Source organism: Caballeronia eucalypticola (assembly GCF_047608185.1).
Classification (GTDB): Bacteria; Pseudomonadota; Gammaproteobacteria; order Burkholderiales; family Burkholderiaceae; genus Caballeronia.
This window is the reverse complement of the sequence record NZ_JBLKRU010000001.1, coordinates 137,424-161,958: the sequence shown is the minus strand read 5'-3', so window position 1 is coordinate 161,958 and position 24,535 is coordinate 137,424. Positions and strand designations below refer to the sequence as shown.

The following is a 24,535-nucleotide window of genomic DNA, read 5'->3' as shown; positions in this document are numbered from 1 at the left end:
GCTGAAGTCGGATGCGTGCGCCGTGTCTGAATTCTCGGCACTGGTCGTCCATTTCACAATAAGATGGGGTGAATCTGCATCATCACTGAAATCAATGAGCCCGGGATATCCGCGTCATGAAGCTGAGTGAAGTTGATCTCAATCTGCTGCTGCTTTTCCAGCGGTTGATGCAGGAGCGGCGAGTCTCGACCGTGGCCGAGCAGATGAACATGAGTCAGCCCGGCGTCAGCAACGCCCTCGCCAAACTGCGTCGACGGCTCGGTGACCCGCTGTTCGTGCGTGGGCCGGGCGGAGTAGTGCCCACGCCGTTCGCGTTGCGCCTGGCAGAGCCGGTTTCTCAGGCGCTTGCGATCCTGCACGCCGCACTCAATCCCGAGACCGTTTCGATCCGCTTCGTGTCACGCGCACGATAACGATCGGCATGACCGATATCGGCGAGGCCGTCTTTCTGCCCGCGCTTGTCGAACGACTGTCGCGCGAGGCGCCGGGCATCGCGCTCAATACCGTTCGCGACACGAGCGTCAATCTGAGCAACGAGATGGCCGAGGGCCGGGTCGATCTCGCCATCGGCCTGCTGCCGCAACTCAAGGGCGGCTTCTATCAGCGTCGCCTGTTCGATCAGCGGTATGTCTGCCTGTTCAGGCGCGGCCATGCGCTCGAAGATGCGCCGCTCACGCTCGCTGCCTGGCGTGAAGCCGAGCATCTGGTGGTGGTGTCCGCCGGCACCGGACACGGTCAGGTGGACGATTGGCTGAAACGGCGAGGCGTGCAGCGCCGGGTGCGATTGACCGTGCCGCACTTCATGAGCGTCGGCTACATCCTGCAACGCACCGATCTGATCGCCACGGTGCCGGAGCGACTGGCCTTGCAGCTGGCAGCGCCGTTCTCACTGAGCCTGCGCGCATTGCCCTCGACGTTGCCCGCCGCGCCGATCCATTTGCTCTGGCACGCGCGAGTCCAGCAGGACGAAGGCAATCTCTGGCTGCGCGGGGTGGTGATCGACCTGTTCGCTGACTCGGCGATGCAAACGCGGAGAACGAAGTCCGTGCAAAAAAGCTCGTAGTTCGAAACAGGACATCGGGTCGAGCGGCCTGATCGAGGCGGTCGAGCGAGCATATGACTGGATCTGGCGCCATAAACTGCCGCTCACAGGCGTCGTCGGTCGGACATTCCGGTGTCGGCACCGCTCCGCAAGCGGCCGTTGACGGCGCGCCGACCCGACCGTCGGTAGTGGGTCGCATGCTGCCCTTCGCGGTTGATCTCATACTCCAGTAACTTCAGCGCGTCGGCTGGCCTTCGCCGACCACTGCACTCCAACCCTCCGCCAGCGCCCGGCCAGTCCCACGCCCTCCGGTTTTACAGTCGCACGAAAAGATATTCGCCCGTTCGAGTTCCCCGATGCAGGGAGACCGAACTATGAGACTGGGTCAGTCAGTGTGTTTGGATTGCCGTCTCGGATAGGAGTCGCATCGAGACACAATCCCAGACTTGGAAGGAGATCTTCTGTTCGACTCACAAGCGTCCTGCCGTCCGGTGACAATGCCAAGCCGAGGATTGGCGATCTTCCCTCAATCCTCATCAACTGGCGTCCCGTCACGACGTCCCACCTGACAATAGATTTATCGAGACTGCCAGAGAAGAGACTTTTTCCGTCCGGCGAAAACGTTACTGTCGTAATTTGTCCGCCACGTTCGACTAGCTCAGACAGCAAGTGGCCCGTTCGTAGATCCCAAATGCGTATGTGGTCATCACCTTGTGCTGTTGCAATAGCAATGCCGTTAGGTGCGAGCGCAATCCCTCCGCCGTTGTTGGATGTCGCAGCCATGCTTCTGATAACTCCACTGAGGTTTATTTGCCCGCTTTTAAGTTGCTGGATAGTCTCAGAACTGAATTTAGTAGGTGAGTTTTGAGTGAGCAGGTCTACGGCCCAGTCCCGCAATTCGACAGGGCTCTGCGTGGACGCCGGGGTCTCCAATATGGAAACCGCGAGCTTCACATATTCCTGGCGGACATTCTGCTCTGCGAGGCGTTCTTGGATCAGCCAACCGACAATGGCAAGCACGATAGGAATCGCGACCAATGAGAGGACGCGCGCGATTTTTTCTATATCGAACTGTTGCGTATCGCCGTCCGTGTCTTTGTCGTCGGAGTCGGATTGGAGTCCCGTCGCCTGCCTGCGTCAGAGAACAAGATTGGCCAAGCTTACCGCAAGAAGCGACCGCCCCATCCGGGCAGTCTCACTAATTCGGTAAATCCAGTCTCACGAAAAACGCCCCAGTCTCACTAATTCGGTTTCCCTGCAGTAGCTGAACGCATAACCTGAGATTTTGAGAGGCATCCGCTGAGACGCTCATAGATCGATGGGGTGCCTAACTAGAATCACAGCCGGGAAAACGACGGCCGCCTCTTCGAGGTGGCCGTCGTTTTTTCATTCTGGGCAACGCAGTGAAGGGCTTGTCAGCCCGATTTCCGTCTAAATTTCATCCGTCTGGATGAATGGGCGTATCCGAAAACCTGCATGCTTTTCGAGGAGCAAGCTGAAAACCCCGGTATTGTGAAAATTCCACGACCCAAGAACGGATTTTTCGATGCCGGACGGCAGTATCAGCGACTCTCGCGGTATTTCTCGAATGTCACTTCAAGGCCTGAGATCAACTTCAGGACAGCGTGGCGAGCAGCTTGATGAAGTTGCGCTTCGCCCGATATGTCGCCCGAATCCCCTCCAGTTCACGGGTGAATTCTGCACGTTCACCCAGCTTCTTCCGCAACATGCCGATGGTCCGCACGATGTCGTGCGCCTCGTCATACCGGCCGTTGCGCGTGCCGGCTTCGGCAGCGTCCTGCAGCAGCCTGTGATAGAGGGCGATGGCGTCGTGCGGACGGGTCTTGCCACGAACCGCCGCCATTTCCGCCCATAGCTGTGTGGTGACCGGGCCGCCGGAAAACGTCTCCCACGCCGTGTCGTTCTTTTTTCCCGCAAGAAAAATTCTCACCAGTTCGCTCCGTGTCGAGCGCGACCAGACGGGGCGCTTCGATTTTGCAGCTGCCTCCTCTTCCCTGACCAGCGCCCAAAGGTGCGTGAGCGCGTGCTCCTGTGTCTCGTCATGCCTGCCGGTAGATGCAGCAACCTCCATCAACGCGCGAAATGCATCGGCCGTGGGGTGCATTTCGAACCGGCGCCACGCGAATGCATCGGCCTTGTCGAATTCGCTGCGCCGCAGATATGCGTCAATGCAGAAGTCGAGGAGGCGCCGGTCGACGCTCTCGCCGGATTCTTCGATGCCGCGCTCAGCCCACGCGAGCCCCTCGTCCGGGCGACCGTGCTTCACACAAAGATCCGCCATCAACAGAAAGCGGTACGGACTCGACAGATCCTTCGAGCGAACGCGGATGAGCGCGTCGACATCTCCGTCGAGTTCAGCCAGCGCCTCCATCGCGTGTTCGAGCTGCATGCGCGGCAACTTGTTTGACTGTCCATATTTCTTGCCCGGGGCGAGCGTGGGCAGCGTATCCCAAGCCTCGTTGACGAGTTCGCGATAACGGCGCAGTCCGTCCTCGCCCAGTGGCTCCGCGTACGCCGGCAGGACGTCGTAGAAGGTGTCCCAGCTGCCTTCTGTCTGGAAACGGAAGAGCCGCTCCGCGAGCTTCACCGGGTCGGGGCCGGTCAACGTGCAGGCTTCGAGGTGAACCGCCGCCAGCTCGAGAATTGCCGGCATCACGTCTCCATTGGAGTCGTCAATCTGTTCGAGACTCTTTTCCGCGCCCGCAATTGCCAACTCGGTCAGCTCGACCACCTGCGCGGCATGAGGTCCGGAAAGCCTCTGGTGCAGCATGTCGGCCAGCGACGTCAGGCCTTCGCCATAGGCGCCAGACTCCCGCCAGTCCAGCGCGCGGAAAATACGTGTCGCCTGCCTGACGGCTGCCTTCAGGCTGGGAAAATCGGAGGCCCCCGCCGCTCGTGCGGCGAACAGCAGATTGTCGCGCAGCTTCCCGGGCGCCGTTTCTTCGACATGGAACACCTCTTCACCGGAATTCTCGAGCCACGAAAGCGCAACGGCGACAGCGTGCTTGCAGAAAACGCCATCGTCGCCCACCGGGCAGTTGCAGTTGTAGGCGAGTTCGCCATCCTCGGCGGCCAGTTCGACCCGATAACGGTAGGTGCCGTGCACGGTGGCGCGGACAACGCCATCGCGCTCTTCCAGGCGTGAGACGACGCCATCGTGGAAATAGGCCTTGCCGCGCGCGAATGTCTTCGTGTCGGCGAGCGACTGGACTTCGGCAGGGGTTAGGGCTTCAGCGAGCTTTGCAGATTCGGACATGGAACAGGGCGTGCCATTGAGGCAATACCGCGAAATGCGGCGAATAGTGGCGATGATATCTGCTGCGAAAGCGGCGGTTCGTCTTGCCGGCAATCGCGCCAGTCTATAACCGGGAACGAAAAATCTCATGTTACGGGATCAATCGAAGCCGGTCATGTGCGAGTCCCAACGACGGCTCGCTCCAACGATTTCGCCCCATGAAATTGTGAAAAACGATCTCAAGCGTCGGCATCGGGCATTGCGCCGTTTAAAGTCCACGGTTACTTCTGAGCGGTTCGGCGCTATCGCACAAACGCGCGTAGGAACAATGCCTGCTCGATAACCACCGATAAAAACTTATGGCCCGACCTAATTTTCAACAAGTTAAACAATCCGGCGCTATGCGCCAGCCCCCTGCGGTCATGCAGGCGCGCTTGGCCAAAATTGCCGAACAATTCCAGGCGGCTTACTCGGCTGGAGATTTTCAAAGCGGCGCGAAATTCGCGGAAGAAGCGCTTCAGATCACGCCCGGCAACATGTCCATCCTGCCGGACTACGCCTTGTGCCTGATGCGTACTGGAGCCTACGACCACGCGTACAAGACATACATGACCATCCACAACGCGCCGGCGAGCCAGCGCAAGCTGGCTTCGGCGACCTGGCTGGACGGCTTGGTGGAAGTCTGTGGCTGGCTGGGCAAAACCGAAGAAATGCGCGAGTACGGTCTGCACTCGTTACGCGCTTCCGATGCAAAACGCGGCGCAAATCCGAGCCAGCCAATTCCTGATTCCCCACCGCCCGCGTTCAACCCGCGAACCCCGCCGAAAACGTGATCGCTTATTCGCTGTTCGGATCGAATCCGCGATACTGCGAACTCGCCGTGATGAACGCCAAGATAACGCGCGACGTTTTCAAGGGATGGACATGTCGCGTTTATCTCGACGCAACCGTGCCCGAGCATGTTCGACGCAGACTCAAAGAGGCGGGCGCCGAAGTCGTTTTCATGGACCGCGATTCGGGCGTTCATCCGCTGATGTGGCGATTCCTGGTGATCGACGATTCCAGCATCAAACGCTTCCTTCTTCGCGATGCCGACGCGCTCCTCTCAGAACGCGAATATGCGGCAGTACAGGAGTGGGTCGAAAGCCCGTATTACTTCCACATCATCCGCGACTACTTCACCCATACGGAGTTGATTCTCGCGGGCTTATGGGGCGGATGCGCAGGCGTTTTGCATAACGCGGTTGAATCGATGCAGCAATTCGCTGCGAAGAACGCGGATAGCGGCCGTTTCATCGACCAGCATTATCTGCGTGAAAACGTGTGGCCAACGTTGCGCAAAAGTGTCCTGTCTCACGACGATCTGTTCGGCTTCCACGACGCCAAACCGTTCCCGCCACATGCGCCGAACCGATGGAATACCGACAAGTTCCACGTCGGCAGCAATACAAGCTATCAGGCGATAGGCGGGGAAAGCGCACTGCCGGATGGCGCCGAGCAACGGCTGATTTTTAGTTCGGCGGATGGCAAGACGTTGTTCGATTACAAGACAACCGTGCAAAACGGCGAGTGGCGCCTGGACATGCCGTTCTTCGTGATCGAGAAGATTGCGTCACAGGAAATCGCGATCCGCCGCAACGAATAAACGCTTGCTATGCGCCCACTACTTCAACCGTCGAGAAGCCGATCCCCACGCTTTTCGCCACTCTGATCTGCAACGGAATGCGCTCCTTGAGCGCTTCCACATGACTGATGACACCGATCATCTTGCCGCTTGCGTTCAACGAATCGAGTGCGTTGAGCGCAACCTCCAGAGTTTCACCGTCGAGCGTGCCGAATCCTTCATCGAGAAACAGGGAGTCGATGGAAGTCTTGAAACTCACCAGATCCGATAAAGCCAGCGCCAACGCAAGACTCACCAGAAAGCTTTCTCCTCCCGATAACGTGCGTGTATCGCGGGCAACATCGCCTTGCCACATATCGAGCACTTCCATTTCCAGATCGCCGCCAAGCTTGCGGTTCAACTGATAACGCCCATGCAATTGCGTGAGTTGCCGATTCGCGAGATAGATCAAATGGTCGAGCGTCAGGCCTTGCGCAAACTTTCGATACTTCGCGCCATCGGCGGAACCGATCAGACTGCTCAGGCGCTGCCACATATCGTAGTGCGCGCGTTGAGCATCGATCTGTTGATACAGCGCCTGCTTCTCCACGCGCAAGCGGTCGTCATTCTTCAGCATCGCGCGAAGCTCGCCTTGTTTCTCGCTCAAGCCTTTTGAAGTTGCCAGCATGTCGTCAAGCGTGCGTTGCAACGCGTCGGCGTCCAGCTCGGTCTTTGGCTCTTTCAGCAATTCCGCATGACGGTTTTCCGCAGTCGTGCGCAGCGTGTGAACCTTCGTGCGCAGTTCATCGATTTCGCGTTTCAGCGTTTGCAGGCGCTCGCGTTCTTCGCTCGGCAGCAGCGCTTCGGAGAACGCCTGTTCGTTGGCGAAGATGCTTTTGCTTAGTGCAGCGGTCCATGTCCCCGATGTTTGCTCCGCGCGTCCCTTGTCTTCGTTCAACTGCTGCGTCAACGTGCGCTCGGTGCCTTCGAGGAGGCTGGTTTTATGGGCTGCGGTTTCGTAGCGTTCTATTGCCGATACAAACGCAGCATCGGGATTAGCGGGCGCGGCAACGCCGGCTTCGGTTCCCAACTCCGCGTAATCCTTCTCGCAATCGGCCCATCGCGCGGACCACTTCGCGGCTTCAACCGATGCACCTTCAACCGCGTGCTTCGCTCGATCGGCTTGTTGCGCCAAAGCGCGAACCTGCTCCGATGCCTTCTGCCACGCCTTCCATTCCGCATCGCGCTCGGTGAGCCATTGCTGCCAATGCGTCCAGGAATCCGGCCGAGCATAACCAACGGACGTCACCGATTCATCAAGCGCCTGCTCTCTCTTGAGCGCCACGGCTCGCAAAACGTCGGCTTGATCGGAGACATCCTTCAAGGATTTCCGCTCGGCGACTCGTCGCTCTTCAAGAAGCTTCAATGCGTGCTGGTGATCGAGCGCCGCACGCTCCGCGGCATGCCGCGACGTTTCGTGCTGCTTGATCAGCGCTATCTGCTGATCGACCGCGACGGACGTGTCCAGCGCAAGTTTCAACGTTGCCGCGTGCGCCTGCTTGAGTGCACCGAGTCCGTCATGGCCGACGGCGTCGAGTCCAAGATCAACGCACAGCTTTTGCCAGTTCTCCGCGTGCCGCGCGCCGTCTTCAAGCCATGTATCGATACGCGTCCCCAACGCCTTGATCTCCGCAGCCGACGCCGCGATAGACACATCGACCGCCGAGGCTTCCTTGCTCGCGTGCTGCAATATGACTTGCTTGTCCTTCAACGCTTGCTCGGTCGCCGAGACATCGAGCGCGGCATAGGCAGTGATGGACGGATGCTCGGTTGATCCGCACAACGGGCACGCTTCGTCGGGTTGTAGCGCTGCACGATGTCCGGCGAGATCGAGAATGCGCTGTTCCTGATGCAGCAATTTGCGCTTGTCTTCAACTTGCTCGGTAAGCGTCGCCACATCCTTGACAAGGCGATCACGTTGCTCGTTCAGTGACGCCAATGATGTATTTTTCCGAGCCCGCTCGTCACGATCCATCGCGGCTTGTTTGGTCCCGCGTGCAACCGTTTCGCGGATATCCGCCAGCTTGCCGAACAAATGATGTTGCTCGTTAAGAAGCTGGCAACGCGCTTTCAATGCCGCTTCACTCTCGCCGCCTAGCGTGCTCGAAAGCTTCTCCCGTTGCTCGCTTTCAGCCTTGCGTGCGAGTTCCGCTGCCGCCGAGGCGTCGCGTGCAGCAACCTGCTTGGCATCAATTTCACGCGTCCGCTTATCAATTTCACCACTCAATTTTTTCTGCTTCGCGGCGTTAGTCTCGATGTCATTCAGCGTCTGCCCGCGCGCATCGAAGTGCTGATGCCACAGCACAATCAGTTCACCAAGTTTGCTTCGATGCGGATGTTCATCGAGTGCGGACTGAACGGTTTTGCTTTCGATCAGCACGCGATTCAGCGCGTCTTCCCGGATCTCCACGATTCGTCGGCTGGTCACTGACGCGGAACGCAGACCACGCGTCGCATCAAGCGAAGCGGCGCGCTTTTCGTCCTTCGAGCGCGCCAGTTGTCGCGAGGTATCCGCAAGTCTCTCGCGCGCTAAAAGCATCGCCGTATGTTCGGCCCGCAGCTTTTCGGCAGGGTCACTTGCGGTGAGGCGGTCGAGCGAAGGCTTGGCATCGGCGATCTTTGCGTCTGCTTGCTGTTGGTTGGCCAGCGCCTGTTCAAGCTGCGTTTCCGCTTCCGATAACGCAAGGCGCCAGGTCTGCATCGCGCGTGTCGTCTCGACTTGCTTGCCGAGTGCGGTTTCCTGCGCGGCAAGACCGATGCACTCCTGCTGCAATTCGGTCCGCTGCTCCTCAGTCAGCAGCTGCACACCGTCGGCGCGAACCAAAAGCGTATCCAGCGCAAGCTTCTCGTTGCGCGTCCGCTCGAAAACGTTCCGCGAGATCGTGCCGTAGATATCGGTACCGGTGAGCTCTTCCAGCAACTCGGCGCGCTCGTTTGCCTTCGCTTCGAGGAACGCGGCGAAGCCGCCTTGCGCGAGCATCATCGACTTGGTGAAGCGGCCGAAATCAAGACCGGTGATCTCTTCAACCTTACGCAATTTATCCACGATTCGCTCGGTCATGATCGTGCCATCGAGACGCGCGAGTTCGACCTTGGGCGCTTGCAGATTGCCATCGGCTTTATCGCGTGCGCGACGCTGGCTCCAGAACGCCCGATACCCTTCGCCCTTCACCTCGAACTCCACTTCCGCGAGGCATTCGAACGTGTGCCGCGTCATCAGCTCGTTCGTCCCTTGCGAGATCGTGTCCATGCGCGGCGTGCGGTGATAGAGCGCAAGACAGATTGCATCGAGCAACGTGGTTTTGCCGGCGCCGGTCGGGCCGGTGATCGCGAACAAGCCGTTATCGCGAAACGGCGGCTGGCTGAAATCGATCTTCCACTCGCCCTTGAGCGAGTTCAGATTGCGCAGACGCAACGACAAAATCTTCATGCTGAATCTGCCTCGCCAATCTGCGCCACGACCCCGCGATACATCGATAAAAGCTGCGCGCGCGTTTCCTCATCGATGGTTTCCGTTTGCAGGCGGCGCGCGAAGACATCGTCGGGCGTGAGCTCGTTCAAGGTTTCCTTCGCTTGGCGATGCAGCGTGCTCGCAGCGGAAGAACGCTCGCGACGAATGCGCAGCACTTCGACCGGCAGGTCTTCGGTGATCTTCTGGATACGCGACTGGAGATCGCTGAGGTAGTCATCGGCGGAGACGACGATTTCTAACCACACGGTCTCGCCTCTAACAGCCTGCGACGCAGCCTCCGTGACCTTGACCTCAAGCTCTTTCAACGACCCCTTCACCGATAATAACGGCTGGAAGCACGGCACATTGAGTACAGTTATCTTCTTAAGGCCGTCCTCGGAAACATCCACGAGCAGCATCTCTTTCTGCTGGCGCGCTTCATCGAAGCTCAGTGGAATTGGCGAACCGCTGTATCGAATGTGCTCGAACCCGCCCACTTTCTGCGGCCGATGAATATGCCCGAGCGCGATGTAATCGGCGGCCGGAAACGCACTCGTTGGAAAGGCTTCCAGCGCGCCCACATAAATCTCCCGCACCGATTCACTCGCGCTCGCGCCGACCGTCGTCAAATGCCCGGTCGCGATGATCGGCAAATGCACGCCAAGCTCAGTCCGCTTTTGCTCAGCCAACGCAAACAGCGCCCGATAATGCGCGTGAATCGCGTCTTGCAGCGACTCCTGCTTCTCGCGCGCGCTCTGTCCCGCGATGCTCTGCAACACATCGCGCGGACGGATGAACGGGATGGCGCAGACGATCGCACCGGGTTTCCCATCGCGCTTGGTGAGCACACGAACCTGCTCGTTCGGATCGTCTTGCACCGAGGGAATGACCACCGTATTCAACGCCGTCAGCAAGTGGCGAGACTCTTCCAGCACGGCGACGGAATCGTGATTGCCCGCCAGCAGCGTCAAGCCGACGCCCGCATCGCGCAACGCCAGAATCAGCGAGTAATACATTTCACGCGCGTAGCTGGGCGGTGCGCCGGTATCGAAGATATCGCCGGCTATCAGCACTGAATCGACCGCGTGCAGCCGCGTTTGCTCGACCAGCCACGCAATCAGCTTTTGATGGTCAGCCTGGCGTGAATGCCCAAGAAAGTACTGGCCGAGGTGCCAGTCCGAGGTGTGCAGGATTCGCATCGAAGAGTAGGGTGGAAGGCGTTGCCGCGCATCGTTTTGGTGGCTGCCAGTTTAGCCGATCGACTCTATCCAAACGCGCGAGCGGGCCGGCAAGACCCGGGAAAATGCTGCAAAACGAGGCAATTGCGCGGCGTACGCGTACACTTCGGCTTCTAATTGCGCCGAAAACAGCGCGCGTCGGCCCTCGCCGATGCCCTTTTCACGCCGCAACCCCATCAATTACGCTCAAATCAATCATGTTTATCTGCCGAAACCAGCCGTGCGGCGCCGAATGGCAACTCGCCGACGTGCTCATCAAGAACGAAGGCCAGGGCCTCATGTTCCGCTGCCCCATGTGCGGAGCGCGCAACAAGGTGCTGCGCCACGACGCGCCCGACGGCACGATCACCTACGAGCAGGACAATTCGGTCCCGCCGAAACCTGCCGCAAAATAAGTAAAACACCCTCATGACCACGTCTACTTCTTTCAGCTCCCTGCCGCTTTCGCCGGCGATGCTGGCGAACCTCGAACAACTCGGTTATCTGACGATGACCCCGATCCAGGCCGCCAGCCTGCCGATCGCGCTCGCAGGCCACGATCTCATCGCGCAGGCGAAGACGGGCAGCGGCAAGACGGCCGCGTTCGCGTTGCCGCTGCTCGCGAAGATCGACCCAAAGCTTTTCTCCGTTCAGGCGCTGGTGTTGTGCCCGACGCGCGAACTCGCCGATCAGGTCACGCAGGAAATCCGCCGCATCGCGCGCGCGGAGGACAACATCAAGATCCTGACGCTGTGCGGCGGTTCGCCGATGCGTCCGCAGATCGCAAGCCTTGAACACGGCTGCCACATCGCCGTGGGAACGCCCGGGCGGATCATGGATCACCTTGAGCGCGGCACGCTGCCGTTGACCGCGCTCAAGACGCTCGTCCTCGATGAAGCCGACCGCATGCTCGACATGGGTTTCTTCGACGACATCGTCGCCGTCGTCAAGCAATGTCCGAAGGATCGTCAGACGCTGCTGTTTTCCGCGACGTATCCGGAAGGCATCGCCAAGTTGAGCCAGCAATTCTTGCGCAAACCGCAGGAAGTCAAGCTCACCGAGCAGCACACGAATTCGAAGATCAAGCAGCGCTTCTACGAAGTGCACGACAACGAACGTTTGCACGCGGTCGGCCAGTTGCTGGATCACTATCAGCCGGTCAGCACGCTCGCGTTCTGCAACACGAAACAGCAATGCCGCGACTTGCTCGATGTTTTGGTCGCGCAAGGTTTTAACGCACTCGCGCTGCACGGCGAACTCGAACAACGCGAACGCGATCAGGTGCTCGTGCAGTTCGCCAATCGCAGTTGCTCAGTGCTGGTCGCGACCGATGTCGCCGCGCGCGGGCTGGACATCACGCAGCTCGAAGCGGTGATCAACGTCGATGTCACGCAAGATCCTGAGATCCACGTGCATCGGATTGGCCGCACGGGCCGGGCGGATCAGGAAGGCTGGGCGCTGAGCCTCGCGAGCATGAATGAAATGGCGCGCGTGAGTTCGATCGAACAGGCGCAGAAGAAGGAAGTGGAGTGGCACAAGCTGAGCGAACTGACGCCGGCGACGCCGGGTCATCTTCAACCGCCAATGGCCACGCTGCAGATCCTCGGCGGACGCAAGGAAAAGATTCGTCCCGGCGATGTCCTCGGCGCGCTGACCGGCGACGCCGGTTTCGAAGGCTCGCAGATCGGCAAGATCAACGTGACGGACATGGTCACGTACGTGGCGGTCGCGCGCGATATTGCGGATCAGGCCGTGAAGAAGTTATCGGCGGGAAAGGTGAAGGGCAAGAAGGTGAAGGTGCGGCGCATTTAAGTCGGGCCTGCAACTTGCACCATTGAATCGATGAAACCAGTCAGGGCGGATATGCGTATGCATTCATATCCGCCCTTAATCGATACCTTGGTGCTCCATGTCCCGCTATTCGCGCGTTATTGTCGTTGTTTTGTTCACGCTGCTATTCAGCGCGTGCATGTCGTCCCCCCCGAACCCCAATCCGCGCGCGAATGGTGAGCCAAAGCTCGCATCCGTTGATTTGCCGCGCTATATGGGCCGCTGGTATATCGTCGCGAACATTCCGTATTTCGCCGAAGAGAATTTCGTTGGCAGTTACGCGCAATGGAAACTTCGCGATGACGGCAAAATCGACGATTCGTATTACGGGCACAAGGGCTCGTTCGATGCTCCTCTCAAGCACTATCAGTTCACGGATTCTATTGTTCCCGGGACGAATAGCGCCGAATGGAGCGTGCGCATTTTCTGGCCGATTTACGCGAGTCAGCAAACGCTTTATGTCGATGCGGATTATCAATACACAATCCTCGGTTATCCGGGCAAGAAGCTAGGCTGGATCTTCGCGCGTTCACCGGATATCAGCGACGCGAAATATCGCGAACTTCTAGGTCGCCTCGACGAGATGGGTTATGACACTTCGCGGTTTCGTCGCGTGCCGCAGACGCCGGAACAAATCGGCAAGCCGGGTTTCCATTCCCCCGGCGATAAAGACTGATACCCCCGATCAGCGAAACTCATAACCTCAACTTGCGAAACAAGGGATAGGAGGAATCCGATAGTCGGACGGGAGGGCAGCGCATAGCATCGAGAGGTTATCCACCTTGATGAATACGCCCGTCATAAATCAACTTGCCGAACCGCTCGCCGCCGCTTTATCTCTCCATCAGGCAGGCCATATGGCCGAAGCCGAAAGCGGTTATCGCGCGGTTCTCAAGGAACATCCTGATCACGTCGATGCACTGCATTACCTCGGTGTGCTGCTGCATCAACGTGGTGACAACGAAGGCGCTGCGAAGTTGCTGGATCGTGCGCTTGGCCTGGCCCCGGATGCGTCGGCGTGCTTGGTCAATCGCGGGCTCGTGGCGGCGGCGCTGGGCGATCTTCCCCATGCCGTGGCGTGCTACGAGCGGGCGCTTGCCATCGATCCGGCGTTTTCCAACGCACGCAATAACCTTGGCTCGGCGCTACAAAAGCAAGGCCGCTTCGACGAAGCCATCGAACAGCTCGAGACGTTGCTCGCCCAGGATCCCGATTTCATCGACGCACGTTTGAACCTTGGCTCCACGCTCGCTGCCGCGAAGCGCCACGAACAGGCGTTGGCCACCTATCGCGATGTGCTTCTCCGCAATCCCGGCAACTTCCACGCGCATTTCGACGAAGGCAATGCGCTGCGCGAACTGAAGCGATTCGATGAAGCGGTGGCGAGCTTGCATCGGGCGCTTGCTTTGAAACCAGACCACTTCGAGGCCAACGTGAATCTCGGCACGACGCTCGGGCTGTTTGGGAAATTTGTGCAGGCGGAAGCGCAATATTGCCGGGCGCTGACCCTTCGCGATGATCCGCAGATTCACGTCTGCGTGGGCGCGGCTATCGGCTCGGAGGGTCGTTTTGAGGAGGAGGAACCGTACTATCGTCACGCGTTGACACTGGCCCCCGATCACGCGGACGCGCTACACAATCTCGCGTTGCTGGAGTTACGGCGCGGCAACTTCAAGGAAGGCTGGGCGCTGCACGAAGTGCGCTGGCGCTCGAGCAAGTACAAACCTATGGATATTCCCGGCGTGCCGGAATGGCGCGGGGAATCGCTGCAAGGCAAGGCGCTGTTGGTCGTCGGCAAGCAGGGTCACGGCGACATGATGCAGTTCGCGCGCTATGTGACGGTGCTTGAACAGATGGGCGCGACAGTCGACATGTGGGTGCCTGAGAACGTCGTGGAACTGATCCAGAGCGTGCGCGGCGTGCGCCGGGCGCTGTCAACGGGTCCGACGAAAGGATACGACTACTGGACGCCCTCGATGAGTATTCCGCATCGCGTGGCCCATCTTGTTCCGGGCGTTATCGCTGACACGCCTTATATGAGCGTAAGCGCCGAGCGGATCGGATCGTGGCCGGCGCGCGTGAAAAAACTGGCGGGCGCTCGTAGGAAGATCGGCAATGTGTGGGCGGGCAGTCCGACCTTCGGCAACGATCAATTCCGCTCGATGCCGTTCGCCGCGTGGTCACCGTTCGCGGAAGTGCCGAACACGGCGTGGTTCTCGCTGCAGAAGGGCGCTGCGCGCGATCAGCTCTCGCAGCCCGGTTGCGCGTTGAAACCCCACGACCTGACGGACGACATCCACGATTTCGCCGATACCGCCGCGCTGATCGAGCAACTCGACCTGGTGATAACGGTCGATACATCGGTGGCTCACCTGGCCGGTGCGCTGGGCAAACCCGTGTGGATATTCCTGCCGGCGAACTACGACTGGCGCTGGATGCTGGATCGTGACGACAGCCCGTGGTATCCGCACACGCGGCTGTCAAGCAGACTAGGCTTGGAGACTGGACAGAGCCGGTGGCGCGGGCGAAAGCGGCGTTGATGGCGGGGTGATTGTTCTGCGCTGGTTCCTTGCGCAGAACAGCCTACTTCTGCGCTGTTTGCATCGATTCGACGGGTTTATCGCGGGTAATCAGCCGCAAGCCGCTTGCAATACTGGCGACGCCCGCGAATGCCGCGCCAATCGCCAGCGCCAGTGCCGGCCCGTGATGCCCCGCAATACCAAAGCTCAGCGCGACCAACGCCGCGCCGGTCGCCTGGCCGATCAGCCGGGCGGTTGCCACCACGCCGCTCGCGCCACCGCTACGCTCGCGCGGCGCGCTCGCCATGAGCGCCTTCAGATTGGGCGACTGGAAGAACCCGAAACCCGCGCCGCATATGGCCATGCGGATACAGATATCGAGCGCATGGGGATGAGCCGGCAACAACGCCAGCGACGCCATGCCCGCGCACATGACGGCGAGGCCGATGCCGCCCAGCAACCCCGGTTGGTATCGATCCGATAAACGACCCGCGACCGGAGCGAGCAGCGCCACCATCACCGACCACGGCGTCATCAGGAAGCCGGTCTCCACCTGACTGCGCCCGAGCACGCTTTCGAAATAAAACGGCAGCGACACGAACGCCAGCCCTTGCGCGGCAAACGAGCAGACTGCGGTTGCCGTCGATAACGCAAACATCGGGCGCTTGAAGAGATCGACGGGGAGCATTGGTGCCGGATGACCGCGCTCCCGATGCAGCATCAACCCGCCCGCCACCGCCGTTACCGCGAGCGCAATCAGCACAATATGCGCAGGCGCGCGCTGCGCCGCTTCGCCTAGCGCGAACACCAGCGCGGCGAATGTGACCACGTTCAGTCCAGCCGCCACCCGGTCGAAACCGTGCGTGGCGCGCGGTGTTTGCGGCAACGCCGTCCAGCCGATAGCCAGCGCCACCAGTCCAATTGGCACATTCACCGCGAAGAGCCACGGCCATGGTCCAAGCGAGAGCACGACGGACGCGACCGTCGGTCCGACCGCGAACGATATCCCCACCACCAGCGCATTCAGCCCAAACCCTCGCCCGAGCCTGTGATGCGGATAGATCGCGCCGATCAGCGCGGTGTTCACGCTCATGATTGCGCTCGCGCCAACGCCCTGCAGCAGACGCGCCGCGGTGAGCGTTGGCAGCGACCAGGACAGTGCGCACGTCAGCGATGCCGCTAGAAACAGGATCAGCCCGCCCAGATAGATCTTCCTGTGCCCGACGATCCCGCCTAGCGCCGCGAACGGCAGCAGCGTGGCGACCATCGCGAGTTGGTACGCGTTGATGATCCAGACGGAAGCGGCGGGGGTTGCGTGGAGATCGGCGGCAATTGCGGGGAGCGCAGTGTTCGCGATGGCGGTATCGAGCGTGGCGAGCGAAACGGCGAGCAGGATTGCCGCCATGCCGCGACGCTGGAGCGCGGTCATGGGACCGTCGGCGAGGAGAGAGGTCTGGTCTGACACAGTTTTTTAGGATTGGACGTGATCGGCGATAGTCCGACACGATACGGGATCAGGGCGAACCTCGCCGGGCACCCTCACGGCAGCTTTCAAACAGGTGTCAGTACGGCATCGCCGGCGAAGTGCCGCGTGGCGTTATCGACGAACATCTGGACCGATGCCGCTACCGCCTCCGGCGAGCGCCCGCCCACGTGCGGCGTCAGTACCACGCGGTCAGAGCCTGTCAGCAGCGCGGGCGGCGTGGGCTCGCCTTCGTAGACGTCGAGTCCCGCGCCGGCGATCACGCCGCGTTCGAGCGCGTCTGCGAGGGCGGCGGTATCCACAACGCTGCCGCGCGACACGTTCACCACGTAGCCCTGTGAGCCGAGTGCGGCGAGCACGTCGGCGTTGATCAGATGTTTCGTCGATGCGCCGCCCGGGGTGGCGACCACAAGGTAATCGGCCCATTCGGCTAGCGCTATCAGCGAGTCGAAATACGTATATGCCGAGTCCGGTTGTGGCCGGCGATTGTGATAACCGATGTCGATATCGAATCCCAGCGCCCGCTTTGCCACCTTCCCGCCAATATTGCCAAGCCCGATCACACCTAGTTTCTTGCCCGAAAAGTTCGGCTGGAAGGGCAGGTCGTCGCGCCACACGCCGGCGCGGCATGCGCGGTCGAGCACGGGGATCTGACGGACAACACCGAGCAGCAGCGCGAAGGCGTGATCGGCGACGCAGTCGTCGTTGGTACCCGCGCCGTTCACGACGATGATGCCGCGTGCTTTCGCTTCATCGCGCGCGATGTTTTCGTAGCCCGCACCCAACGCACCGATCAGTTCGAGATTCGGCAGTTTCGCGATGGAAGCTGCATCAATGCCGATAGTGCCGTTCGTCAGGACAGCGCGGATTGTGTCGGCGTGATCGGTGAGTGCCTGATCGAGTGCGGCTTGGTCAAGCGCTGTGATGACGTTGAAGGCGTTCGCGATAAGGGTATGGCTTTCAGGACGAAGCGGGACGAGGACGAGGATGGTGGGCGGCATGGGGCGCGAGGACCGAAGGAGCGGAGCGCCAAGTTTCGCATTTTTTTGAGATGGCGTAGGGAACGTCCCACGGGCGTTCAAAAGGTCCAGAACGTGGCGCCCAGATCCGAAAGGCGAGTTCGTTGACGGCGCTGCGACAGCCATGTTGCGACCATTACCTTCCCCTCCAACAGCAGCCTCCACCGCCAAACCCAATCCCCACGCCGACCGTCGGCGCTGCGTAATACCCCGGCGCATAGGCATACCCGTACCCGGGCGCTGGTGCATATCCATAAGGCGGGGCGACGACGCACCCCGTCAACCCAACTGCAAGTCCCAAGACGAGAAAGAGCCTGACCATGATTTTTCTCCTGTTGCAGCTGCTTAGAGAGATGAAATCGGGCCATCGTTCGGGTTGGAATTGTGTCGCTTGTCGCCCATTGGTTTCGGGAAATTACAGGCGACGCCAATCGTAAGTCCGTCCCCAGCCATCCTAGGGTTTCTACCTAAAACAACAATAATCTCTTGCGCTCATCGCGCTTAATTTTCGGAAACGGCTTACCTACACTGAATCCATAGAACGCGAACAAGGTTGTTCGCGACAAAACAAGATTCGGAGGTACGTATCATGAAGTCGCTCATTCAAGCCGTTGTAGTTGCCGCAGTGCTCGCCGTCCCGGCTGTTTCGTTCGCTCAGTCCAGCCAACAACATTTGACGCGTGCAGAAGTGAAGGCGCAGTTGATCCAGATCGAGAAGGCCGGCTACAACCCCGGCACAGCCAACGATTACGACTATCCGGCTAACATTCAAGCCGCAGAAGCACGCGTGGCCGCCCAAAACGGCAGCACCAGCAGCTACGGTGGCGTGGCTAATGGATCGGCGGATTCCGGTACCGCCGTTCAGTCGTCATTCGGCGATAACGTGCAGCCGGTGTACCACGGTCATTAATCACATTAATTACCAAGTGGCCGGCGAGTAAATTAATTCGCCGGCCAGCGTAACGCAAAGCAAGCACAACGCTTGCGCAGCATATCCAGAAAAAGTGAATTCGTAGCTCCCGCAGCGGGTTTTATTCCGGTGAAGTTGCCCAGCTCTTTTGTCTGGGCTTTTTTGCGTGTTCACGTATTGCGGAGATACATAAAAGGCAAGTTCCGAAAGCCCCGCGCAAACAGCGCTTACACGGCTCGATTCGCATTTCAAAATGCGTGACCTAGAATGTAAGCGGACTGTGGCATATGAAGGAGGGGGCCATGACTGAGTCGATGATCGGTTTTGTGGTGGGCCTCGCGGTCATGATCGGCATAGCTGCCGTAATGGGCCGCCGGTATCGGCGCGAGCACCCGGAAGACGATAGCGGACGGATACGCATGCACGAATGGCTCGATTCACATCACATGAGCTGGATGCACCACAAGCATTGATGGGTCGCTAAAAAATAAAAAGCCCACCCGCAAAGCGCAGTGGGCAAAGAAGAATTAGGCGGCGCATCCTCATGGCGCGGATCCGGAAGTACAAGGGGCCGTCGTGCGGGCCGTCCCCGGCTCCGACTTGGCCGACAGCTTCACGGCTCGCGGACGTCGCCGCCCGTCGACCTCTGCTTTTCCATAAGCGATAGCAAACCGGCAGGCGTCATCCGCTTCGGTGAAGTGGCCGAGCACGCCCGATGCCCAGCGTGCGCCGTTCGGCTTGGTGACAATGACCATCGAAGCGAAACTGCCGCGCTCTCCCGCTGCGAGTGGCACTAAAACATGATCGTTATAGCTGAGTGGAATGGCGTGCATTTAGTCTCCTCGTTTAAACGATGTTTTTCGATTAGTGATTTTCCCGTGTTGGGGTAAACGTGGTTGTTAGTAATTGAAAAAAACAGAAACAACGCGTGCAAAAAGTCCGGCGCATGCTGGGTAAGGCTGTGAACGACCGCTTTGAGTCGCGTCGAGTGTTTGCGCACCCTTCAAATGCGATCCTTACGGGAATAATTGTGCGTTAGCAATCGTCCATTACCGGCCATGAACCCGGTAACGCGATTGCGAGGTATCCGTGAAATATTTTCATCGTGAAGGAGGCGAGTTACGTGGAGTTATTGCGCCGACTTCGAATAGGGCGTTGTTATCGATGAATCTATTTATCGCCGCTGAATCTTCTGCCGTCATCTCATCGGTGGGATGCATATAAGCGAGATCTGACCATTAAGCTAACGACGCAATTTCCCGTCGGAATACAGCGCGCTTTTGCAATAGATGACTTTCACTCAGCGACCGGCAGTCACCAAAAATTACCTGCGTCGAACTCATCTGGGCGCAAGGAGAAGCCCCGGATCGCGGACGCGTTCCCTCCCGGAATGCAAAGTTTAACTTTGTAGTTTGACTTCGTATCTGCTAGAGTTCGTTCATGAACACGACCGACGAAACCCAACCCACCGATCCCGAAGTCGTCCATGCGCACGTTGTCGCAGGGGAATTGCGCGTGGTACTTGGCAAGCTGAAGCGGCGGTTGCGCGAAGAGGCAAGTCTGGGAGAATTCACTTTGTCCCAGATGTCAGCCCTCAGTTGCCTGGAGCGCGAAGGTCCCGCGACCGTCACCACGCTCGCGCGTGCTGAAGGCGTGCGCCCGCAATCCATGGGCGCCACGGTTTCCGGTCTCGAAGCGGCCGGGTTTGTGACCGGCACACCGGACCCCGCCGACGGACGCCAGACCATTTTGTCCCTCACCGACGCATGCCGCGAATGGATCAAAGCAAGCCGCGCGGCCCGGGAAGACTGGTTGTTCCGTGCCATTCGAACCAAGCTCACGCCTGCGGAGCAAGAGGAATTGGCGACCACCGTGGCGCTGCTCAACCGGCTCGTCGATTCGTGACGGCTCCAGGCCGGCATAGCAGAAGCTGTTTCGTCGGCGCTTCAACACCCTTTGCCGCGTCTGGTTGCAGGGCGCGTCGCATCCAACTTGAAGACAGGAAAACCCACCATGGCAGTCACCACGCTCGACCCGAAGACGGCGCTTGTCATCATCGATTTGCAGAAGGGCATTGTCGCGCTTCCCACCGCGCAGCCGACCAATGAAGTCGTGAAGCACGCCGCCGAGTTACTCGACGCGTTTCGTAGCCACGGACTGCCCATTGTGCTCGTCAACGTTGCAGGCGGCGCGCCGGGCCGCTCCGAGCAGACGCGTAGCCTTGCCGGGCTTCCCGCCGACTGGACCGATCTCGTCCCCGAGTTGAAGCAGCAGCCGGAAGATCACGTCGTCACGAAGCGGACGTGGGGTGCGTTCACGAATACCGGTCTCGATGATCACTTGAAGAGGCTGGGCGTCACGCAGGTCGTTATCGCCGGGGTGGCGACGAGTGTGGGTGTCGAATCGACCGCGCGATATGCGCACGAGCTTGGGTTCAACGTGACATTGGCCATCGATGCCATGACCGACTTGAATGCCGATGCCCACACCAACAGCATCACGCGGATCTTCCCAAGACTGGGCGAGACGGGGACGACCAGGGAAATTATCGACCTGCTCGGCAGCACGCGCGCGTGAGCTCGTCCAGCGCGGCGATAGCAGCCTCGGGAGTCGCCCGGTGAAAGGCACCTTCCGCTCGCTGAACAGCTTCAATTACCGAGTCTGGGCCGGCGGCGCGATTGTCTCCAACATAGGGACATGGATGCAGCGAACGGCCCAGGATTGGCTCGTGCTCACGCAACTGACCCACCACAATGCGACCTCGGTCGGCGTGGTCATGGCGCTCCAGTTCGGTCCGCATCTTCTCTTGCTGCCCTTCACAGGTTTTGCGGCCGATCATCTTGATCGCCGCAAACTCCTGATCGGCACCCAGGCGGCTTTGGGGACGCTCGCGCTTGGACTGGGCATTCTCACCGTCGCCGGATGGGTCCAGTTGTGGCACGTGTACCTGTTTGCGTTTTTGCTCGGCAGCGTCAGCGCCTTCGATGCCCCCGCGCGCCAGACCTTCGTCGCGGAACTGGTCGGCGAAACCGATCTGTCGAATGCAGTCGCGCTGAACTCCACGTCGTTCAACGCCGCGCGAATGATTGGTCCTGCCATTGCCGGAGTGCTGATTGCATCAGTGGGGACCGGATGGGTGTTCCTGATCAACGCGGCGTCATTCGTCGCAGTGCTCTGCTCGCTGGGATTTCTTCGCGTTAGTGAGTTTCATCAGAGCAAGCGGGCTGTGCGCGCACGCGGTAGTCTTGCTGAAGGGTTTCGATACGTCTGGAAGCGGGCGGATCTGAAAGCGGTGTTGCTCATGCTGTTTTTGATCGGCACGTTCGGACTCAATTTCCCCATTTTTATCTCCACGATGTCCGTCACCGTCTTTCATGCTGGAGCGAGTCAATACGGACTCCTGACATCGATCATGGCGATCGGAACAATTGCGGGCGCGCTACTCGCCGCGAGACGGGCGAAGCCGCGGATTGCCGTATTGTTCGCGAGTACCGCGGTCTTCGGCGGTGGCTGTGCGCTGGCGGCGATCGCGCCGAGCTACGGGTTCTTTGGTCTTGCGCTGGTGGTCATTGGCGTGTCCGCGCAAACCATCACCACAACGACAAACAGCACGATGCAGCTGTCCACCGAGCCCGCCATGCGCGGTCGCGTGATGGCAATTTTCCTGGCGATAGCGTTGGGTGGAACGCCTTTAGGCGCGCCAGTTGTAGGTTGGGTCGCCGATACCTTCGGCCCGCGTTGGGCGCTCGGCGTAGCAGCAGCGGCGGGATTCGCGGCGGCGATTGTTGGAGTGCGGTACTTGGTAAGGTATCGGCAGTTGAGGGTGTTTATCGATGCGGGGAGAGTGCGGTTTAGTATCGATGAAGGGGATGCGGTGGTTTGAGAGGCATGTGGGGGATCCGGCAAGCGGCGTCGAGCGACGCCACAAAACAAAAAGCCTAGTCACCGAGACTGGGCTTTTTACATGAACCTTTCGTGGGGCGGGATAGATTCGAACTGTCGACCTATGGATTAACAGTCCCGCCATTTGCAAATAGGCAGAAGTAAAAGTGCAGTCTAATCAGAGACTTCCAGCGGAAGCCATTCACTAGCCAGCTCCACTTTCAGGCCTCTTGGGGTCAATGTCCGCCTACTTTGGTCAAGTTTTGGTCAAGTTTGATTTCAACGATGGCCAGCCCGCCTGTGCACTTGCCAGCAAGGCATCCCAATCATCCGGTGGATTGCCACGACCGAGCATTTTCTCGAATACGGCATACGGGTCAGATTTGCTGCCGGACGACCGCAAGGTTTCCGCATCATTTACCCAAGCGTAGATGATGATGCGCGCCTTCGAGTCGTAGCGAAAGAACAAGCGAAACCGCCTTCCGATCTTGGCTCTCCGCCAGTGTCGGTAAGCAGCACCCAAGGTATTGCCCTGTCGGTACTCATCGCGAGAGGGATCGCCTGGCACGATGTCAGTAATCAACTGACTCATGGCACGAAACAACTTGACGTTCGCATTGGACTCGAATTCCGTCGGGTCGTTTTGCTCTGCACGCTGAACGGCAGCATGCAATGCCTGTAGCTGCCCAATGATGCAATCGTGGAACAGCAGCGTCCAACCATGTTGCTGCATCAGATAGCCACGTCGCCGGCTATGTCCTCGCTCAGATCGGCGAATTCTGCATGCCGCAGCATCGCCTTAGCTAGTTCATCAGATACCCCGTGGACATGGCGACCGTGCTGGACGTCTTGGGCCAGCAGCGCCAGGAACGCGCCGATAGCCGGATCTTCATGCTCAGCATCTGCACGGCTGACAGTAATGTGCCCATCATCGTGCAGGTCGAATGCGACCTTGCTGCCCGTATCAACCCCAAGGGCCTGGCGAATGGGCTTGGGCAATGTGATCTGTCCCTTGGAGGTGATCGTCGCAAACTCGTGTAGGGTGGACATGGCATTCTCCTGAAAACTTCAGTTCATGGTAAGGAATATTCCTTACCATGTCAAGCTGGTTTAGGCGGCCAATATCATGTATCGGCCTGCCGCACTTCAATGTATGCGGATTAAGCTTGAGACGGAGCAAACCAGCAGCTAGAGGCGCATTGAGGGGGCAGATCACGCACATGTTGGCCAGTAGGTTGCTCTGAATGTGCATTGTCACACCATCGCTGTCGTATATGTCGGTGGAATTGTGAACACGCCGAAAGCCGTCGCCAAACTCGTGGTCCGACTCAAACAGGGCGGCGGATCGCTATCATGTCGATGTCAAGCGCACCGCAAAGCCGCCCTGGATCGAATCACGCAGCTGCCGGGTCAGTCAGAGCACCGGGCCAGTAAATGGTTAGCTAGTGTCCCAGTGCTTTCGCGATAGGCTTCCGTAATTCGGGCGCTTCTAACATGATGAGACGCACGTGCCGACACAATTTAGGTGTCCACCAAGCCACAAGGAGCGGTCGATGAAAATCAAGAACTACATGAATAACCGCCAGCAGCTACACGAACTTTTCTACGAAATCGCGCCCGACATCAAACGTCCGAACATCGATTCCGCTTTTCTCGAGCATTTCGAGATCATCATGTCCAGCGTTCAGGCTGGTCCGCCGGATGTTGGATGTCGCAGCGATTTTGCTTCGGGCTGGCAGGGCAGCACACTCCCAGCTTAGTTAGGAGGGTCGTCCCTCTCCTGATCGAGGATTCCGGACGATGGCTGCGATGCTCACGTCGCGACCGAAACGCACATCAACGTCCGGCCCTCACGGGCCGCGTTCCCGTTGGCTGGATCAAGTCGCACGAGGAAATCGAAGTCGCGTTCCACGAGTCTTGCGAACTGTTCCTGCACGGCATCGAGCTTGAGCAGACATTGCACATGCCAGTTCAACCCGACCATGAGCCAGTCCGACAGGCCGTTCCATTCGCTCAGGAGGATGGCGCCGGCGGTGCCGTTTTCTTCGGCGAATTTCTCGATCCGTTTCTCGATGATGCGGGCATCATCCCGAAGCATCGTGCCGGAGATATGCAGAGATACCGCATGCGCGGTCTGATCGTGCGCCAGATACACTGTGGCGATGCCACCGAGGTGTTGCCTGATCCGTTCGATCTGTTCCACTTCGAGGTCGTCATGCACGGGCAGCGCGCCCGAGAGGATGTACGTTCCGTTTTCCATGGC

Annotated in this window: 23 protein-coding genes and 1 pseudogene; 13 read left to right on the top strand and 11 right to left on the bottom strand. The window is 59.3% G+C overall.

Going from position 1 to position 24,535, the window contains the following annotated elements:
- Window positions 1-116: 116 nt before the first annotated feature.
- Window positions 117-1,063 (top strand): annotated as a pseudogene (locus ACMX25_RS00800) (LysR family transcriptional regulator).
- Between the two features lie 351 nt (window positions 1,064-1,414).
- Here ACMX25_RS00800 and ACMX25_RS00795 read toward each other — a convergent pair.
- Both ACMX25_RS00795 and ACMX25_RS00790 read right to left on the bottom strand, forming a co-directional pair.
- Window positions 1,415-2,062, bottom strand: a complete 648-nt coding sequence (locus tag ACMX25_RS00795) for a WD40 repeat domain-containing protein (protein ID WP_414947674.1) — start codon at window positions 2,060-2,062, stop codon at window positions 1,415-1,417.
- Window positions 2,063-2,657: 595 nt separating this feature from the next.
- A complete protein-coding gene (locus tag ACMX25_RS00790; protein WP_414947673.1) occupies window positions 2,658-4,319 on the bottom strand; it encodes an SWIM zinc finger family protein in 1,662 nt (553 codons plus the stop codon).
- Between the two features lie 413 nt (window positions 4,320-4,732).
- Between ACMX25_RS00790 and ACMX25_RS00785 the strand changes: the two genes are divergently transcribed.
- Both ACMX25_RS00785 and ACMX25_RS00780 read left to right on the top strand, forming a co-directional pair.
- A complete protein-coding gene (locus ACMX25_RS00785; RefSeq protein ID WP_414947672.1) occupies window positions 4,733-5,131 on the top strand; it encodes a tetratricopeptide repeat protein in 399 nt (132 codons plus the stop codon).
- The gene (locus ACMX25_RS00780; RefSeq protein WP_414947671.1) at window positions 5,128-5,943 is read left to right on the top strand and encodes a hypothetical protein; all 816 of its coding nucleotides are present in this window, start codon (window positions 5,128-5,130) and stop codon (window positions 5,941-5,943) included. The genes ACMX25_RS00785 and ACMX25_RS00780 overlap by 4 nt, the downstream gene beginning before the upstream one ends.
- A 7-nt stretch (window positions 5,944-5,950) precedes the next feature.
- Here the strand turns inward: ACMX25_RS00780 and ACMX25_RS00775 are convergent, their stop codons facing one another.
- Together ACMX25_RS00775 and sbcD are read right to left on the bottom strand one after the other, a co-directional pair.
- Entirely contained in the window at window positions 5,951-9,391 is a 3,441-nt protein-coding gene (locus ACMX25_RS00775) for an AAA family ATPase (protein ID WP_414947670.1), read from the bottom strand.
- Window positions 9,388-10,611, bottom strand: coding sequence for an exonuclease subunit SbcD (sbcD, locus tag ACMX25_RS00770; protein WP_414947669.1), 1,224 nt, complete (start codon window positions 10,609-10,611; stop codon window positions 9,388-9,390). The genes ACMX25_RS00775 and sbcD overlap by 4 nt, the downstream gene beginning before the upstream one ends.
- 236 nt (window positions 10,612-10,847) lie before the next feature.
- Here sbcD and ACMX25_RS00765 point away from each other — a divergent pair, with 236 nt between their 5' ends.
- The 4 genes from ACMX25_RS00765 to ACMX25_RS00750 all read left to right on the top strand — a co-directional run bounded on the left by ACMX25_RS00765 (window position 10,848) and on the right by ACMX25_RS00750 (window position 14,999).
- The gene (locus ACMX25_RS00765) at window positions 10,848-11,045 is read left to right on the top strand and encodes a hypothetical protein (RefSeq protein WP_047895277.1); all 198 of its coding nucleotides are present in this window, start codon (window positions 10,848-10,850) and stop codon (window positions 11,043-11,045) included.
- 13 nt (window positions 11,046-11,058) lie between these two features.
- Window positions 11,059-12,441 (top strand): ATP-dependent RNA helicase DbpA, encoded by a 1,383-nt coding sequence (gene dbpA / locus ACMX25_RS00760; protein WP_414947668.1) that lies wholly within the window; start codon window positions 11,059-11,061, stop codon window positions 12,439-12,441.
- 97 nt (window positions 12,442-12,538) lie between these two features.
- Window positions 12,539-13,135: a lipocalin family protein gene (locus ACMX25_RS00755; RefSeq protein ID WP_414947667.1), complete on the top strand. Its 597-nt coding sequence runs from the start codon at window positions 12,539-12,541 to the stop codon at window positions 13,133-13,135.
- Between the two features lie 109 nt (window positions 13,136-13,244).
- A complete protein-coding gene (locus tag ACMX25_RS00750) occupies window positions 13,245-14,999 on the top strand; it encodes a tetratricopeptide repeat protein (RefSeq protein ID WP_414947666.1) in 1,755 nt (584 codons plus the stop codon).
- A gap of 43 nt (window positions 15,000-15,042) precedes the next feature.
- Here ACMX25_RS00750 and ACMX25_RS00745 read toward each other — a convergent pair whose 3' ends face one another.
- The 3 genes from ACMX25_RS00745 to ACMX25_RS00735 form a co-directional block, all read right to left on the bottom strand.
- On the bottom strand, window positions 15,043-16,407 hold the full coding sequence (locus ACMX25_RS00745; protein WP_414947665.1) for an MFS transporter: 1,365 nt from the start codon (window positions 16,405-16,407) through the stop codon (window positions 15,043-15,045).
- A gap of 122 nt (window positions 16,408-16,529) precedes the next feature.
- Window positions 16,530-17,462 (bottom strand): 2-hydroxyacid dehydrogenase, encoded by a 933-nt coding sequence (locus ACMX25_RS00740; RefSeq protein WP_414947664.1) that lies wholly within the window; start codon window positions 17,460-17,462, stop codon window positions 16,530-16,532.
- Between the two features lie 154 nt (window positions 17,463-17,616).
- Window positions 17,617-17,802, bottom strand: a complete 186-nt coding sequence (locus ACMX25_RS00735; RefSeq protein WP_414947663.1) for a hypothetical protein — start codon at window positions 17,800-17,802, stop codon at window positions 17,617-17,619.
- 267 nt (window positions 17,803-18,069) lie between these two features.
- On the opposite strand from ACMX25_RS00735, the gene ACMX25_RS00730 reads away from it, so the two are divergent.
- On the top strand, window positions 18,070-18,390 hold the full coding sequence (locus tag ACMX25_RS00730) for a DUF4148 domain-containing protein (RefSeq protein WP_414947662.1): 321 nt from the start codon (window positions 18,070-18,072) through the stop codon (window positions 18,388-18,390).
- A 302-nt stretch (window positions 18,391-18,692) separates the two neighbouring features.
- Window positions 18,693-18,863 carry a hypothetical protein gene (locus ACMX25_RS00725; RefSeq protein WP_414947661.1) on the top strand — a complete coding sequence of 57 codons (171 nt, stop codon included), beginning with the start codon at window positions 18,693-18,695 and terminating at the stop codon, window positions 18,861-18,863.
- 69 nt (window positions 18,864-18,932) lie between these two features.
- Here the strand turns inward: ACMX25_RS00725 and ACMX25_RS00720 are convergent, their stop codons facing one another.
- On the bottom strand, window positions 18,933-19,223 hold the full coding sequence (locus ACMX25_RS00720) for a hypothetical protein (RefSeq protein ID WP_414947660.1): 291 nt from the start codon (window positions 19,221-19,223) through the stop codon (window positions 18,933-18,935).
- Window positions 19,224-19,830: 607 nt separating this feature from the next.
- Here ACMX25_RS00720 and ACMX25_RS00715 point away from each other — a divergent pair.
- From ACMX25_RS00715 to ACMX25_RS00705, 3 genes are all read left to right on the top strand, one after another.
- Window positions 19,831-20,295 (top strand): MarR family winged helix-turn-helix transcriptional regulator, encoded by a 465-nt coding sequence (locus tag ACMX25_RS00715; RefSeq protein ID WP_414947659.1) that lies wholly within the window; start codon window positions 19,831-19,833, stop codon window positions 20,293-20,295.
- Window positions 20,296-20,403: 108 nt separating this feature from the next.
- Window positions 20,404-20,967 (top strand): isochorismatase family protein, encoded by a 564-nt coding sequence (locus ACMX25_RS00710; protein ID WP_414947658.1) that lies wholly within the window; start codon window positions 20,404-20,406, stop codon window positions 20,965-20,967.
- 40 nt (window positions 20,968-21,007) lie between these two features.
- Window positions 21,008-22,273, top strand: coding sequence for an MFS transporter (locus ACMX25_RS00705; protein ID WP_414947657.1), 1,266 nt, complete (start codon window positions 21,008-21,010; stop codon window positions 22,271-22,273).
- A 255-nt stretch (window positions 22,274-22,528) separates the two neighbouring features.
- Here ACMX25_RS00705 and ACMX25_RS00700 read toward each other — a convergent pair whose 3' ends face one another.
- Together ACMX25_RS00700 and ACMX25_RS00695 are read right to left on the bottom strand one after the other, a co-directional pair.
- Window positions 22,529-23,005 (bottom strand): type II toxin-antitoxin system YhaV family toxin, encoded by a 477-nt coding sequence (locus ACMX25_RS00700; protein WP_414947656.1) that lies wholly within the window; start codon window positions 23,003-23,005, stop codon window positions 22,529-22,531.
- Window positions 23,005-23,322: a type II toxin-antitoxin system PrlF family antitoxin gene (locus tag ACMX25_RS00695; protein WP_414947655.1), complete on the bottom strand. Its 318-nt coding sequence runs from the start codon at window positions 23,320-23,322 to the stop codon at window positions 23,005-23,007. Before ACMX25_RS00695 ends, ACMX25_RS00700 begins: the two co-directional genes overlap by 1 nt.
- A 503-nt stretch (window positions 23,323-23,825) precedes the next feature.
- Between ACMX25_RS00695 and ACMX25_RS00690 the strand changes: the two genes are divergently transcribed.
- On the top strand, window positions 23,826-24,032 hold the full coding sequence (locus tag ACMX25_RS00690; protein WP_414947654.1) for a hypothetical protein: 207 nt from the start codon (window positions 23,826-23,828) through the stop codon (window positions 24,030-24,032).
- 53 nt (window positions 24,033-24,085) lie between these two features.
- Here ACMX25_RS00690 and ACMX25_RS00685 read toward each other — a convergent pair whose 3' ends face one another.
- Window positions 24,086-24,532 carry a hypothetical protein gene (locus ACMX25_RS00685; protein ID WP_414947653.1) on the bottom strand — a complete coding sequence of 149 codons (447 nt, stop codon included), beginning with the start codon at window positions 24,530-24,532 and terminating at the stop codon, window positions 24,086-24,088.
- Window positions 24,533-24,535 lie beyond the last annotated feature (3 nt).